This window comes from Cellulosimicrobium composti, assembly GCF_010287905.1.
Taxonomy (GTDB): Bacteria; Actinomycetota; Actinomycetes; order Actinomycetales; family Cellulomonadaceae; genus Cellulosimicrobium; species Cellulosimicrobium composti.
On sequence record NZ_JAAFAN010000017.1, the window covers coordinates 1 to 14,811 of the forward strand.

The 14,811-nt window shown below is 74.3% G+C and carries 16 protein-coding genes; all 16 read left to right on the forward strand.

From position 1 onward, the window contains the following. Positions 1-1,024: AAA family ATPase (locus GYH36_RS06900; RefSeq protein WP_162289474.1), on the forward strand; the 1,024-nt coding region annotated here is incomplete at its 5' end. 148 nt (positions 1,025-1,172) lie between these two features. Beyond that, a complete protein-coding gene (locus GYH36_RS06905; protein WP_024840511.1) occupies positions 1,173-1,553 on the forward strand; it encodes a hypothetical protein in 381 nt (126 codons plus the stop codon). Positions 1,554-1,629: 76 nt separating this feature from the next. Next, the gene (ftsY, locus tag GYH36_RS06910; RefSeq protein WP_162289475.1) at positions 1,630-2,811 is read left to right on the forward strand and encodes a signal recognition particle-docking protein FtsY; all 1,182 of its coding nucleotides are present in this window, start codon (positions 1,630-1,632) and stop codon (positions 2,809-2,811) included. Positions 2,812-3,118: 307 nt separating this feature from the next. Beyond that, positions 3,119-4,366 (forward strand): ammonium transporter, encoded by a 1,248-nt coding sequence (locus tag GYH36_RS06915; protein ID WP_281351484.1) that lies wholly within the window; start codon positions 3,119-3,121, stop codon positions 4,364-4,366. Then, a complete protein-coding gene (locus GYH36_RS06920) occupies positions 4,363-4,701 on the forward strand; it encodes a P-II family nitrogen regulator (protein ID WP_024840514.1) in 339 nt (112 codons plus the stop codon). Before GYH36_RS06915 ends, GYH36_RS06920 begins: the two co-directional genes overlap by 4 nt. A gap of 16 nt (positions 4,702-4,717) precedes the next feature. Then, positions 4,718-6,565 (forward strand): [protein-PII] uridylyltransferase, encoded by a 1,848-nt coding sequence (locus GYH36_RS06925; protein WP_162289477.1) that lies wholly within the window; start codon positions 4,718-4,720, stop codon positions 6,563-6,565. A gap of 99 nt (positions 6,566-6,664) precedes the next feature. Further along, positions 6,665-8,269, forward strand: a complete 1,605-nt coding sequence (gene ffh / locus GYH36_RS06930) for a signal recognition particle protein (protein ID WP_162289478.1) — start codon at positions 6,665-6,667, stop codon at positions 8,267-8,269. A gap of 146 nt (positions 8,270-8,415) precedes the next feature. After that, complete coding sequence (locus GYH36_RS06935; protein WP_162289479.1) at positions 8,416-9,540, forward strand: amidohydrolase family protein; 1,125 nt, start codon at positions 8,416-8,418, stop codon at positions 9,538-9,540. A 170-nt stretch (positions 9,541-9,710) separates the two neighbouring features. Next, positions 9,711-10,133, forward strand: coding sequence for a 30S ribosomal protein S16 (rpsP, locus tag GYH36_RS06940; protein ID WP_024840518.1), 423 nt, complete (start codon positions 9,711-9,713; stop codon positions 10,131-10,133). After that, a complete protein-coding gene (locus GYH36_RS06945) occupies positions 10,133-10,372 on the forward strand; it encodes an RNA-binding protein (protein WP_162289480.1) in 240 nt (79 codons plus the stop codon). Before rpsP ends, GYH36_RS06945 begins: the two co-directional genes overlap by 1 nt. 136 nt (positions 10,373-10,508) lie before the next feature. Next, positions 10,509-11,108, forward strand: a complete 600-nt coding sequence (rimM, locus tag GYH36_RS06950) for a ribosome maturation factor RimM (protein ID WP_162289481.1) — start codon at positions 10,509-10,511, stop codon at positions 11,106-11,108. 1 nt (position 11,109) lies between these two features. Further along, entirely contained in the window at positions 11,110-11,931 is an 822-nt protein-coding gene (gene trmD / locus GYH36_RS06955; RefSeq protein ID WP_162289482.1) for a tRNA (guanosine(37)-N1)-methyltransferase TrmD, read from the forward strand. A 287-nt stretch (positions 11,932-12,218) separates the two neighbouring features. Next, entirely contained in the window at positions 12,219-12,578 is a 360-nt protein-coding gene (gene rplS, locus GYH36_RS06960; RefSeq protein ID WP_162289483.1) for a 50S ribosomal protein L19, read from the forward strand. A gap of 128 nt (positions 12,579-12,706) precedes the next feature. Beyond that, positions 12,707-13,531 (forward strand): signal peptidase I, encoded by an 825-nt coding sequence (lepB, locus tag GYH36_RS06965; protein ID WP_024840523.1) that lies wholly within the window; start codon positions 12,707-12,709, stop codon positions 13,529-13,531. 104 nt (positions 13,532-13,635) lie between these two features. Beyond that, positions 13,636-14,370: a ribonuclease HII gene (gene rnhB, locus GYH36_RS06970; protein ID WP_081772324.1), complete on the forward strand. Its 735-nt coding sequence runs from the start codon at positions 13,636-13,638 to the stop codon at positions 14,368-14,370. A 48-nt stretch (positions 14,371-14,418) separates the two neighbouring features. After that, positions 14,419-14,718: a DUF2469 domain-containing protein gene (locus GYH36_RS06975; protein WP_024840525.1), complete on the forward strand. Its 300-nt coding sequence runs from the start codon at positions 14,419-14,421 to the stop codon at positions 14,716-14,718. The last annotated feature ends 93 nt before the right edge of the window (positions 14,719-14,811 follow it).

Genomic DNA, 14,811 nt, shown 5'->3' on the forward strand with positions numbered 1-14,811 from the left:
GGCGTCGGCGGTGCGCGACGGCGCGGCGCGCGCCCGCGTCGCGGTCGCGCGGTCGCTCGCGCGCGCCGGTGCCGAGCGCGACGCCGCCGAGGCGGCGCGGGCCGAGCGGGACGAGGCCGTCACCGCGGCCCGCCGCGAGGTCGACGACCTGTCCGCACGCCTGCGCGAGCTCACCGACGTCGCGCACCGCGACGAGGTGGCGCGCGCTCAGCAGCAGCTGCGCATCGAGCAGCTCCAGGCGCGCAGCGTCGACGAGCTCGGTCTCGACCCCGCCGTGCTGGTCGAGGAGTTCGGCCCGCACCGCGACGTCCCCGTCCCCTCCGACGACGACGAGCCCCGCTCGGTGCCGTACGACCGCGCCGCGCAGGAGAAGCGCCTGCGCGCCGCCGAGCGCGACCTCGGCCGCCTCGGGCGCGTGAACCCGCTCGCGCTCGAGGAGTTCGCGGCGCTCGAGGAGCGGCACAAGTTCCTCGCGGACCAGCTCGCCGACCTCAAGAAGTCGCGCGCCGACCTGCTGGAGATCGTCAAGGAGATCGACGAGCGCGTCGAGCGTGTGTTCGCCGACGCGTACCGCGACACGGCCGAGCAGTTCGAGCGCGTGTTCGCCCGCATGTTCCCCGGGGGCGAGGGGCGGCTCGTGCTCACCGACCCGGACGACATGCTCACCACGGGCATCGAGGTCGAGGCCCGCCCGGCGGGCAAGAAGGTCAAGCGGCTGTCGCTGCTCTCGGGCGGCGAGCGCTCGCTCACCGCGGTCGCGCTCCTCGTCGCGATCTTCAAGGCCCGCCCGTCGCCGTTCTACGTCATGGACGAGGTCGAGGCGGCGCTCGACGACGTCAACCTCGGCCGGCTCCTGGAGATCTTCCGCGAGCTCCAGGAGGACTCGCAGCTCATCGTCATCACGCACCAGAAGCGCACCATGGAGATCGCCGACGCGCTGTACGGCGTGACGATGCGCGGCGACGGCGTGACGACCGTGATCAGCCAGCGCATGAACGACGCGCGCGACGAGGTCGCGGTGTGACCTGCGGCGTCGCGGAAGCCCGCGCCACGACTCGGGCGAAAGCCCCCGAATCGTTGGAATTCCGCGCCTTGTGAAGATGTGGTGCTGATCGGCGCGGCCCGGCGTGGCTCGTCTGGCCCTCCGCGCGACGACCCGGATACTGGTCGTCATGGTCTGGATGTTCGTGTGGCTGGGGCTCACGCTCGGCGTCGCCGCCGTCGTGTTCCTGTTCGCGAGCGTCGTCGCGCGCTCCGACGCCCAGTCGTCGGGTGTGCCGGGGGACCGGCCCGACGAGCAGGGCCTGCGCGCGTGGTGGCGCGACTTCCGCTCGGGCGTGCGCCTGCGCCGACGGCGCGGCGCGCTCGAGGCGCACCACGTCGGCACGGTCCGCATGCCGCGGCCGGTCGACACCAGCATGGACGACTTCTTCACCGCGACCGAGGTGACCTCGAACGCGTACGTCGACGCCGAGGAGCTCACCGACGTGCTGCACCGCGCGCGCGAGCGCGTGCGCCCGCTGCACCCGGGGGAGCGCACCCCCGAGGCGTGACGTCGGGCGGCCGCCTGGCCGCGCCGGGCGCCCGCCCGACCCGTCGCGCGCCGCGCCGGTCTGAGAGACTTCCCGGGTGAACGACCTCCTCCCGCTCTGGATCGTCCTCGCCGTCCTGCTCTTCGTCGGCCTCGTCACGCTCGGCACCGTCTCGGTCCGTCGGCGCGGGCGCCGCGACGTCGTCGAGCCGCCGCCGGCGCCGAGCGCGCCCCCCGTCGCGGTGGACGACGGCGCCGTCGCACCCGAGGCCGTCGAGGCCCCGCCCGAGGTCGAGGAGCCCGAGGCGGCGGAGGCAGCCCCGGCGATCGAGCGCCCCGAGCCCGTCGGGGGCCGGCTCGTGCGCCTGCGCGAGCGCCTCGCGCGCTCCGGGTCGCCGCTCGGCGCCCGGCTGCTGTCCGTGCTCTCGCGCGACCACCTGTCCGAGGACGACTGGGACGAGCTCGAGGAGACCCTGCTGCTCGCCGACGTCGGCGCGGGTCCCGCGGGCGAGCTCATCGACGCGCTGCGCACCAAGGTCCGCGTCCTCGGCGTCCGTGACGCCGCGAGCGTGCGCGACCTCCTGCGCACCGAGCTCGTCGCGCTCGTCGACCCGACGCTCGACCGCTCGCTCGCGACCACGCCCCGCACCGGCGAGGACGGCTCGACCGTGCCCGCCGTCGTGCTCGTCGTCGGCGTCAACGGGACGGGCAAGACGACCACCGTCGGCAAGCTCGCGCGCGTCCTCGTCGCCGAGGACCGCAGCGTCGTCCTCGGCGCCGCGGACACGTTCCGCGCCGCGGCCGCGGACCAGCTCGAGACGTGGGGCTCGCGCGTCGGCGTGCCGACCGTCCGGTCCGACCGTGACGGCGCCGACCCGGCGGCCGTCGCGTTCGACGCGGTCCGCCGCGGGCGCACCGAGGGCGCCGACGTCGTGCTCGTCGACACCGCGGGCCGCCTCCAGAACAAGCAGGGCCTCATGGACGAGCTGGGCAAGATCCGGCGCGTCATCACCAAGGAGGCGCCCCTCGCGGAGGTGCTCCTCGTGCTCGACGCGACGACCGGCCAGAACGGTCTCAACCAGGCGCGCGTGTTCGGGGAGGTCGCCGGCGTCACGGGCATCGTGCTGACGAAGCTCGACGGCACGGCGCGCGGCGGCATCGTCGTCGCCGTCCAGCGCGAGCTCGGCGTGCCCGTGAAGCTCGTCGGCCTGGGGGAGGGCCCCGACGACCTCGCGCCGTTCGACCCCGAGCAGTTCGTCGACGGGCTCCTCGGGGACTGAGCGGGACCTGGCCGCGCACCGTGGCCTGTCGCGACGTGCTCGCGACAGGTCACGGTCGTGTCACGTCGCGATCACGGGAGTGTCGCGATCCGGACGTCGCGCCGCCCGGCCGGCCGGGTGAAACGGAACGTTTACGTCCGAGGAGTCCTTGTCACACCCGCGTAACACGGCGACACCGCGGGGGAAACCCGGCCGCACCACCGTAGTCCCCGACCGGCCGCCCGGCCGGCGAAGGGAGATGGATCCGATGGTCGTGGCTGAAGTCCTCGGGGACGGCAGTGCGCTGGACGCGGGGAACACTGCGTGGATGCTGGTCTCGGCATCGCTCGTGCTCCTCATGACTCCGGGGCTGGCGTTCTTCTACGGCGGCATGGTCCGCAGCAAGTCCGTCCTGAACATGATGATGATGTCGTTCGGCGCGATGGCCGTGATCGGCGTCGTCTACGTGCTCTGGGGCTGGTCGATGTCGTACGGCTCGAGCGTGGGCGGCCTGTTCGGCAACCCGGTCGAGCAGTTCGGGCTCAAGGGCATCTTCGAGTCGACGCCCGACGGCTACGTCTACGCGATGTCCGAGGGTCTGCCGGTCATCGTCGACGTCGGCTTCCAGGTGACGTTCGCGATCATCACGGTGGCACTCATCTCCGGCGCGATCGCCGACCGCGTGAAGTTCGGCACCTGGCTCGTGTTCACGGGCCTGTGGGTCACGCTGAGCTACTTCCCGATGGCGCACATGGTCTGGGGCGGCGGCCTCCTCTCCGGCGACGGGCCGTTCGCGTCCATCGCGGAGCCGATCGACTTCGCCGGTGGCACGGTCGTGCACATCAACGCCGGTGCGGCAGCGCTCGTCCTCGCGCTCGTGGTCGGCAAGCGCAAGGGCTTCGGGTCCGAGCCGATGCGCCCGCACAACCTCCCCTTCGTCATGCTGGGCGCCGCGCTCCTGTGGTTCGGCTGGTTCGGCTTCAACGCCGGCTCCGCGTACGGGGCGACGGGCGACGCCGGTCTCGCCTGGGTCAACACGACCACGGCGACCGCCGCGGCGATCATCGGCTGGCTCGCGACCGAGAAGATCCGCGACGGCCACGCGACGTCCCTGGGCGCCGCCTCCGGCGTCGTCGCGGGCCTCGTCGCCATCACGCCGGCCGCGGGCAGCCTGAGCCCGCTCGGCTCGATCATCCTCGGCGTCGTCGCGGGCGTCCTGTCCGCGCTCGCCGTCGGCCTGAAGTACAAGTGGGGCTACGACGACTCGCTCGACGTCGTCGGCGTCCACCTCGTCGCCGGCCTGTGGGGCACCGTCGGCATCGGCTTCCTCGCGACCGAGACCGGCCTCTTCTACGGTGGCGGCGTGAACCAGCTCGTCGTCCAGGTCATCATCGCGCTCATCGCCGTCGCGTTCTCGCTCGTCGTCACCGCGGTGATCGCCCTCGCCGTCAAGGCCACGCTCGGCTGGCGGGTCAGCGAGGACGCCGAGGTCGGCGGCATCGACCTCGCGGTCCACGGCGAGACGGCGTACGAGACCATCCAGCAGGGCAGCGTCATCAAGGAGGTGCGGGCATGAAGCTCGTCACGGGAATCATCCAGCCGCACCGTCTCGACGACGTGAAGTCGGCGCTCGAGGCCGCGGGCGTGCGGGGCATGACGGTCAGCGAGGCCAGCGGGTACGGCCGCCAGAAGGGCCACACCGAGGTGTACCGCGGCGCCGAGTACACGGTCGACCTGGTCCCCAAGGTCCGCATCGAGGTCCTCGTCGACGACGCGGACTCGACCGTGGTCACCGACGTCATCGTCAAGGCGGCGCAGACCGGCAAGATCGGTGACGGCAAGGTCTGGACGGTCCCGGTGGACGACGTCGCCCGTGTGCGCACGGGCGAGCACGGCCCCGGCGCCCTGTGAGGCGGCGGACCACCGGATGACCGACCACGCCGACACCCCGATCACGGGCGGGGTCGCGGGGGGATCGGCGGAGGACCCGGCAGGGCCGGGCGAGCACGGCGCGCAGGTCCCGCACCCCGAGGGGGTGCGGGACCTCCGCGCGCGCATGCTCGAGACCGCGCGGTCCATGAGCGGCCCCGGACGCAGCGGCGTCGCCCGGCGGGCCGCCGTCGTCGACCTCGTCACGAGATCCCTGCAAGGCCTGTGGGACGACGCGACCCGGGACGTCGCGCCCGACGGGATCGCGCTCGCCGCCGTCGGGAGCCTCGGCCGCGGCGACATGGGTCCCGTGAGCGACCTCGACCTCGTCCTCGTGCACGACGGCCGCAGCCACGCCGCCGACGAGATCGCGCGCGTCGCCGAGCGCCTCTGGTACCCGCTGTGGGACGCGGGCGTCGACCTCGACCACGCGGTCCGCTCGCTGTCGCAGTGCCGCCAGGTGGCGTCCAAGGACGTGCCCGCGGCGGTCGGCTGGCTCGACGTGCGGGCGGTGGCGGGCGACGCGCTCGTCGTGCACCGCGCGTCGTCGGCCGTGCTGACCGACTGGCGCTCGGCCTCGCGCCGGCGCCTGCCCGACCTGCTCTCCTCGACGCGCGAGCGCGCCGAGCGGTCGGGCGAGCTCGCCTACCTCGTCGAGCCCGACCTCAAGGAGTCCCGGGGCGGCATCCGGGACGCCGTGGTCCTGTCGGCGCTCGCGGCGACGTGGCTCACCGACCGGCCGCACGGGTCGGTCGACCGCGCCGCCGCGCACCTGCTCGACGTGCGCGACACGCTGCAGGTCGTCACGGGCCGGCACACGAGCCGGCTCCTGCTCGCCGACCTCGACGAGGTCGCCGCGCTCTCGGGGTACGACGACCCGGACGAGCTGCTCGCGAGCCTCGCGGCGGCGGGCCGGGAGATCTCCTACGCGCTCGACACCACGGTGCGGCGTGCCCGCCAGGCGCTCCAGCGCCCGTCGACCACGCGCCGCCCCGTCCTGATCCGCGGGCGCCGTGCGGCGCCGCGCCTGCGGTCGGTCGGTGACGGGCTCGTCGAGCACGACGGCGAGCTCGTCCTCGCCGTGGACGCCCACCCGGAGTCGGACCCCCTGCTCTCGCTGCGCGCGGCGGCCACCGCGGCGCGCACGGGCCTCACGCTCTCCCCGGTCTCGGTCGCGAGCCTGGCCCAGTGCCCGCCGCTGCCCGAGCCCTGGCCCCGCGCGGCGCGCGCGTCGTTCCTGTCGCTGCTCGGCTCGGGGCAGGCCCAGGTCGCGGTCTGGGAGGCGCTCGACCTCGCGGGCGTCGTGACGACGTGGATCCCGGAGTGGGCGGGTGTGCGGAACCGGCCGCAGCGCGCGGCCGTGCACCGGCACACCGTCGACCGGCACCTCGTCGAGGTCGTGGCGCGCGCCGCGCGCGACCGCAAGGAGGTCGAGCGAGGCGACCTGCTCCTGCTGTCCGCGGTCCTGCACGACATCGGCAAGCGCGCGGGCGCGACCGACCACTCGGTCGAGGGCGCGCGCCTCGTGCCCGCGATCCTGGGTCGGATGGGCTTCGAGCCCGACGTCGTGGCCGACGTCGAGCGCCTCGTGCGCCACCACCTCACCCTCTCGCGGCTCGCCGTGAGCGAGGACCCCGACGACCCCGCGACCGTCGCGGAGCTCGTCGAGGCCGTCGACGGGCGCGCCGACCTCCTCGAGGTGCTGCGCGCGCTCACGGAGGCGGACGCGTCGTCGCTCGGCCCGAGCGCGTGGACCGCGTGGCGGGCCCGGCTCGTCGACGACCTCGTGGGCCGGACGCTGCGCGTGCTGGACGCCGTGCCGGGGAACCCGGCCGCGCCCGGGTAGGCTGGACCTCCGCGGACGGCCCCGCCCTGCGCCCGACGGCGCACGCGGCACCGGGAGCCGCCGCGGACGAGACTTCCGACGACTGGTGAGGATGACGCGGTGTTCAACACGCTGTCGGACCGACTGACTTCGACCTTCAAGAACCTGCGTTCGAAGGGCCGGCTGTCCGAGGCGGACATCGACGCGACGATCCGCGAGATCCGGCGCGCGCTGCTCGACGCGGACGTCGCGGTGCCCGTCGTGCGCGAGTTCGCCGCGACGGTGCGCGAGCGCGCCCTCTCGGCCGAGGTCTCGGGCGCGCTCAACCCGGCGCAGCAGGTCGTCAAGATCGTCAACGAGGAGCTCGTCGGCATCCTCGGCGGCGAGAGCCGCGGCCTGCGGTTCTCCAAGAACCCGCCGACCGTCATCATGCTCGCCGGCCTCCAGGGCGCCGGGAAGACGACGCTCGCCGGCAAGCTCGCGCTGCACCTGCGCGAGCAGGGCCACACGCCGCTCCTCGTCGCGGCCGACCTCCAGCGCCCGAACGCCGTCACGCAGCTCACGGTCGTCGCCGAGCGCGCCGGGGTCCCGGTGTTCGCGCCGCACCCGGGCAACCAGAGCGGCGTCGAGGTCGACGACGTCATCGGCGACCCGGTCGCCGTCGCGCGCGAGGGCGTCGAGACGGCGCGCCAGCGTCAGCACGACGTCGTCATCGTCGACACCGCGGGCCGCCTCGGCCTCGACGCGGTGCTCATGCAGCAGGCCTCCGACATCCGCGACGCCGTCCAGCCGGACGAGGTCCTGTTCGTCATCGACGCGATGATCGGCCAGGACGCCGTCGCGACCGCGAAGGCCTTCGAGGAGGGCGTCGACTTCACGGGCGTCGTGCTCACCAAGCTCGACGGCGACGCGCGCGGCGGTGCGGCGCTGTCCGTGCGCGGGGTGACCGGTCGCCCGATCCTCTTCGCCTCGACGGGCGAGAAGCTCACGGACTTCGAGGCGTTCCACCCGGACCGCATGGCGTCGCGCATCCTCGACATGGGCGACGTCCTCACGCTCATCGAGCAGGCCGAGAAGGCGTTCGACGCCGAGCAGGCCGCGAAGATGGCGGAGAAGGTCGCCACCGGGCAGGACTTCACGCTCGCGGACTTCCTGGTGCAGATGCAGCAGATGAAGAACATGGGCTCGATGAAGAAGATGCTCGGGATGCTCCCGGGCATGGGCCAGATGCGCGAGGCCATCGAGAACTTCGACGAGCGCGAGGTCGATCGCATCGAGGCGATCATCCGCTCGATGACGCCCGCCGAGCGGGAGAACCCGAAGATCATCAACGGGTCGCGCCGTGCGCGCATCGCGCGCGGCTCCGGCGTCACGACGAGCGACGTCAACCAGCTCCTGGAGCGGTTCGCGGGCGCGCAGAAGATGATGCGCCAGATGAGCCGCGGCGGAGGCATGCCAGGGATGCCGGGCATGGGCAACCTCCCGGGCATGGGCGGCAAGAAGGCGCGCGGTCGCCAGGCGCCGCAGCGCAAGGTCAAGGGCAAGTCCGGCAACCCGGCGAAGCGCGCCGCGCAGGAGCGGGCCGCGGCGGCCCGTGCGGCCGGCGAGGCCCCGACGGCGCCCCAGGGCTCCGCGTTCGGCGTCCCGCCGACGACCGGTGGCGCGCCCTCGACGCCCGACGACCTGCAGCTCCCGCCCGGGTTCGAGAAGCTGCTCGGCCGCTGACGCGCGCCGTCCTCCGGACGGGCCCGGGACCCGGTCCGCGTGCGACCTCGCGCCGACCGGGCGCTAGGTTATGTCCGTGGCCCCGCCCGGGCGCCGCACACCGCCCCCGACCGGGCCGTCCCTGACCGTCCTCACCCAGGAGCCGCATGTCCGCGCTGGAAGGCCCCTCGCTGCACGTCCGCGGCCACGTCATCGTCGGAGACGACCGCGAGGTGGGCGACCTGTGGGTCAAGGAGGGTCGGATCAGCCTCACGCGCCCGTCCGCGCAGGGCACGAACATGGTCGAGCTCGAGGGCTGGGTCCTGCCGGGGCTCGTCGACGTGCACTGCCACGTCGGGCTCGGGGCGCAGGGCGCGGTCGACGCCGCGACCGCGCAGGCCCAGGCGACGACGGACCGCGACAGCGGCGTGCTCCTCGTGCGCGACGCCGGCTCGCCGCTCGACACGCGGTGGGTGCACGGACGGCGCGACCTGCCGCGGCTCGTGCGGGCCGGGCGCCACGTCGCGCGCCCGAAGCGCTACCTGCGGCACTACGGTCTCGAGCTCGACGACGTCGCGCAGCTCCCCGAGGCCGTGCGGCGCGAGGCGCGCCAGGGCGACGGCTGGGTGAAGATCGTCGGCGACTGGATCGACCGCGACCTCGGCGCCGAGGGCGACCTGCGGCCGCTGTGGCCCGACGACGTCCTCGCGGAGGCCGTCGCCGCGGCGCACGCCGAGGCCGCGCGCGTCACCGTCCACGCGTTCTCCGAGGAGGTGATCCCGTCCCTGCTCGCCGCGGGCGTCGACGGGATCGAGCACGGCACGGGGATCGACCCGGACCTCATGTACGAGATCTCCGAGCGTGGCATCGCGGTCACGCCGACGCTCCTGCAGATCGGGCAGTTCGAGGCGATCGCGCGCCAGGCCGACGAGAAGTACCCGGTCTTCGCGGCGCGCATGCGCCGCCTGCACGCGCGCCGCTACGAGCAGGCCCGCGCCCTGTACGAGGCCGGCATCCAGATCCTCGTCGGCACGGACGCCGGCGGGACGATCGGGCACGGCCGGCTCGCCGACGAGTGCGCCGAGCTCGTCGCCGCAGGCATCCCCGACGCCGCGGTGGTCGCCGCGGCGAGCTGGCAGGGCCGCGAGTACCTGGGGTACACGTCGCTCGTCGAGGGTGCGTCCGCGGACTTCGTCGTCTACCCGCAGGACCCGCGCGAGGACGTCGGGGTGCTGCGCGCCCCGACGGCCGTCGTGCTGCGCGGCGAGATCGTCGCGCCCGTCACGGCCTGAGGGCATCGCGCAGGTTGGTCGATGCCTGCCGGGTCTGGCACAATGTCCCGGTACTCGGCGTGCCCCGGCCCCTCTCTCCGGCGTGTGCCGTGTCCTGAACCCCTTCCTCGTCCTGTCCCCACGGGACGGGTCCGGGTTCGCCCGAACCAGAACCAGGAGAGACCACCACTGTGGCCGTCAAGATTCGTCTGAAGCGTCTCGGCAAGATCCGGGCGCCGTACTACCGTGTCGTCGTCGCCGACTCGCGCACCAAGCGCGACGGTCGTGTGATCGAGGAGATCGGCAAGTACCACCCGACCGAGGAGCCCTCGTTCATCGAGATCACCTCGGACCGCGCCCAGTACTGGCTCGGCGTCGGCGCGCAGCCGACCGAGCAGGTGCTCGCGCTCCTCAAGATCACGGGCGACTGGCAGAAGTTCAAGGGCCTGCCCGGCGCCGAGGGCACGCTCAAGGTCAAGGGCGAGAAGGCCGACCCGGCCGCCGCGATCGAGGCTGCCGCCGCCGACGCCGAGAAGGTGAAGGCCAAGGCCGCCGAGAAGAAGACCGAGGCTCCCGCCGAGGAGTCCGGCGACGCGGCCGACGAGCAGGCCTGATGATCGCGGAGGCGCTCGAGCACCTCGTGCGCGGCATCGTGGACAACCCGGACGACGTCCGGGTGAGCGCGAAGACGCTGCGTCGCGGTGACCTGCTCGAGGTCCGGGTGCACCCGGACGACCTCGGCCGCGTGATCGGTCGCGGCGGGCGCACCGCCCGTGCGCTGCGCACGGTGATCGGCGCGCTCGCGACCGACGGGCCGGTCCGCGTCGACGTCGTGGACGTCGACCGCCGCTGAGGCCCGCGACGAACGACGCCCCTGCACGGGGCGACGGGCAAGGCCCGGCCCGCCGACCGGCGGGCCGGGCCTTGCTGCATCCCCGCCGACCGACGTCGGCCGGGACCCGACCACCACCACCCGAGGAGTCACGACGATGGAGCTGACCGTCGCTCGCGTCGGCAAGGCGCACGGCCTGCGCGGCGAGGTCGCGCTCGACCTGCGCACCGACGAGCCCGAGGAGCGGCTCGCCGTCGGCTCGCGGCTCGAGACCCGACCGGCGCAGTCCGGGCCGCTGACCGTCGCGACCGTGCGGATCCACCAGGGCCGCTGGCTCGTCGGGTTCGAGGGCGTGCGCGACCGCACCGCCGCCGAGGCCCTGCGCGGCGTCGAGCTCGTCGTCGAGGCGGACGCCTCCGACGAGGAGGACGCGTGGTACCCCCACGAGCTCGTGGGGCTCCGGGCCGAGGACGCCGAGGGTCGGGTGCTCGGCCGCATCGACGGCCTCGAGCACCTGCCCGCGCACGACGTGCTCGTGCTCCGCGAGACCGGCGGCGAGCGCACGCTCGTGCCGTTCGTCCGCCAGATCGTGCCCGTGGTCGACGTGGCGGGCGGCCGCGTCGTGCTCGACCCGCCCGGCGGGCTGCTCGCGTCCGACGCGGACCGCCTCGAGGTCGCGGCGCCCGGCGCCGAGGCCGACGAGCCCGCCCCGCGCGAGGGCGGGCCGGCCGACGCCGACGCCAAGGGCGAGGGCTGACGTGCGGATCGACGTCGTCACGATCTTCCCGGACTACCTCGCCGCGCTCGACCTGTCCCTCGTGGGCAAGGCGCGCGCCGCGGGCATCCTCGACCTGCGCGTGCACGACCTGCGCGACTGGACGACCGACCGCCACCGCACCGTGGACGACACGCCGTTCGGCGGGGGCGCCGGGATGGTCATGCGCCCGGACGTGTGGGGCCGCGCGATCGACGACGTGTCGGGGGTCGCGGGCGCCGGGGGCGCCGCGGGCGACCCGAGCGGCGTGCACCTCGTCGTGCCGACGCCGTCGGGCGAGACCTTCACGCAGCGCACCGCCGAGGCCCTCGCGCGCGAGGCGCACCTCGTCGTCGCGTGCGGCCGGTACGAGGGGATCGACGCGCGCGTCGCGGAGCACTACCGCGCTACGGGGATGCGCGTGAGCGAGCTCTCCATCGGCGACTACGTGCTCAACGGGGGAGAGGTCGCGGCGCTCGTCATGGTCGAGGCCGTCGGGCGGCTCCTGCCGGGCGTGGTCGGCAACCCCGAGTCGCTCGTCGAGGAGTCCCACGGGGCGGCCGGCCTGCTCGAGTACCCCGTCTACACGAAGCCGCCGGCGTGGGGCGACCTCGAGGTGCCCGACGTGCTGCTCTCCGGGCACCACGCGCGCATCCACCGCTGGCGCCGCGACCAGGCCCTGCGCCGGACCGCGGCGCGCCGACCGGACATGGTGCGCGCCCTCGACGTCGACGCGCTCGACCGGCACGACCTGGCCGTCCTCGCGGAGGAGGGGTGGGCCGTCGTCGACGGTCGCCTCGTCGCCGACACTCCCGACGTCGACTGACTGCGCGGGCGTCCCCGGCGGTCCGGACGCCGCGGCGCGACCCCGGCTGGGGTGCACCGCCGCGCGTGTGGCAGAATGGTCGATCGGTGTGTGCCGCCCCGGACCTCTGCCACAGGGGAGACCGCGCCCGGATCTCGGGCGGACTGGCACGACCACGGACCCCGGCTCCCGCGAGGCGGCCGGGCTGCGTGGTCGCACAGCACGGCGCACCCCGACGAGACGACACCGGCCCGGCGCTCCCGGGCCACGAGCACGCGTCCGACCTGTGGCGGGCGAGGAGAAGCATCATGCACACGCTGGACAGCGTCGACGCAGCATCGCTGCGCAGCGACGTCCCGGAGTTCCGTCCCGGTGACACGCTCAAGGTCAACGTCAAGGTCGTCGAGGGCAACCGCTCCCGCGTCCAGGCGTTCCAGGGCGTCGTCATCGCCCGCCAGGGCAGCGGGATCCGCGAGACGTTCACCGTCCGCAAGATCAGCTTCGGCGTCGGCGTCGAGCGCACGTTCCCCGTGCACTCGCCGACCATCGAGTCGATCGCGGTCGTGACGCGCGGTGACGTGCGTCGCGCCAAGCTGTACTACCTGCGCTCGCTGCGCGGCAAGAAGGCGAAGATCAAGGAGAAGCGCGAGACCGCGCCCGCTCGCTGATCGGCAGCCACGCCGCTCCGCTCGTACGACGGCGGCCGTCCCTCCGGGGGCGGCCGCCGTCGTCGTGCACGCCGTCTGCCGGCCGGTCGCGTTTCCCGGATCGCGGCCCGAGGTGGCATTGTGAACGCGTGACCGACAGCGCCCCGCCCCGCGGCCCGCAGCCCGACGCCGGCACCGAGCGCGCGGCGCTCGGCGGCCGCGACGACGCGGAGTCCCCGCACGAGGACCTCGCCGACCACCGCGCGGAGGCCGACGAGCCCGCGCGCGAGCAGCGCCCCGCGCGCAAGGGGTCGCTCCTGCGCGAGACGGCCATCATCGTCGTGAGCGCGCTCGTCCTGTCGCTCCTCATCAAGACCTTCCTCGTGCAGGCGTTCTTCATCCCGAGCGCGTCCATGGAGGACACGCTCGTCGAGGGCGACCGGGTCATGGTGTCGCGGCTCGTGCCCGGGGCGTTCGACGTGCACCGCGGCGACGTCGTCGTGTTCAAGGACCCGGGCGGCTGGCTCCCGCCGCCCGCGCCGCAGGACGAGAGCCCGGTGTCGGAGGCCGTCCGCGCGGCGCTGACGTTCGTCGGCCTGCTGCCGCAGGACACGGGGGAGCACCTCATCAAGCGCGTCGTCGGCGTCCCCGGGGACCACGTGGTGTGCTGCGACGCCGAGGGCCGCGTGAGCGTGAACGGCGAGCCGATCGACGAGACCTACATCAAGCCCGGCTCCGTCCCGAGCCAGGACGAGTTCGACCGCACCGTCCCCGAGGACATGCTGTTCGTCATGGGGGACAACCGGCAGAACTCCGCGGACTCCCGGTACAACACGGGCAAGCCGGGCGGCGGGTTCGTGCCGATGGGCAACGTGGTCGGCACGGCGTTCGTCAAGGTGTGGCCGCTGTCGCACCTCGGTCTCCTGCGCAACCCCGGCGACGTGTTCGCGGACGTGCCCGAGGTGGAGCCGTGACCCTCGACGCGGTCGACGGACGGACCCGCACCGCCCGGCGCGGCGCGGCGCCGGCACGGCGTGCGCCCGCCCGACGCCGTCCCGACCTCCGCCAGGAGCGCGCGATGCTCCGCGACGGCGCCCGCCTCGTGGCGGGCATGGACGAGGTCGGGCGCGGCGCGCTGGCCGGTCCCGTGTCGGTCGGTGTCGTCGTCGTGGACCTCGGGACGAAGCCCTGCCCGCCGGGGCTCACCGACTCCAAGCTGCTCACCGCGAGCGCGCGCGAGGCCCTCGTCCCGCTCGCGCGCTCGTGGTGCCTCGCCTGGGCCGTCGGGCACGCCGGGCCCGCGGAAATCGACGCGCACGGGATCGTCGGGGCGCTGCGCCTCGCCGGCCGCCGCGCGCTCGCGCAGGTGCGCCGCACGGTCGGCGACGTCGACGCCGTCCTCCTCGACGGCAAGCACGACTGGCTCAGCCGGCCGTCGGCGGTCGACCTGTTCGAGGCGTTCGACCTCGACCCCCACGACGGCGAGAAGGTCGCCGACCCGCGCGTGCGCACCCTCGTCAAGGCGGACCTGCAGTGCGCGTCGGTCGCGGCCGCGAGCGTCCTGGCCAAGACCGAGCGCGACGGCCTCATGACGAGCCTGGCGCGCCAGTACCCCGCCTACGGGTGGGACCAGAACAAGGGCTACGGGGCCGCGGCGCACGTCGAGGCGCTGCGCGGGCTGGGGCCGACGCCGCAGCACCGGCGCTCCTGGCGGCTGCCCGAGCGCGGCGACCCGGCGCTCGACGTCGCGGCGTACGGCGAGCCCGTCGACGTCCTCGAGCTCGACCCGGACCTCGGCCTGCCCACGAGCTGACGCCCCTTCGTGGCGGGCGGGCGGGGCCCCATGGTCCATGATGGACGCGTGAGTGCCGAAGACCTCGAGAACTACGAGACCGAGATGGAGCTCGCGCTGTACCGCGAGTACCGCGACGTGGTGGGCCTGTTCTCGTACGTGGTGGAGACCGAACGCCGCTTCTACCTGGCGAACCAGGTGGACCTCCAGGTGCGTTCCGCCGCGGGTGAGGTGTACTTCGAGCTGCGGCTCGCCGACGCGTGGGTGTGGGACGTGTACCGCTCGGCACGCTTCGTGAAGTCGGTGCGCGTCGTGACGTTCAAGGACGTGAACGTCGAGGAGCTCGCCAAGGCCGAGCTCCAGCTCTGATCGGCCTCCTGGCCGTCCACAGGACCCCCCGCGCGTGGGTTCCTTCCCCGGGCCTGACCGAGCCGGTGGCGCGCCGCCGCTCCCTGCCGCCAC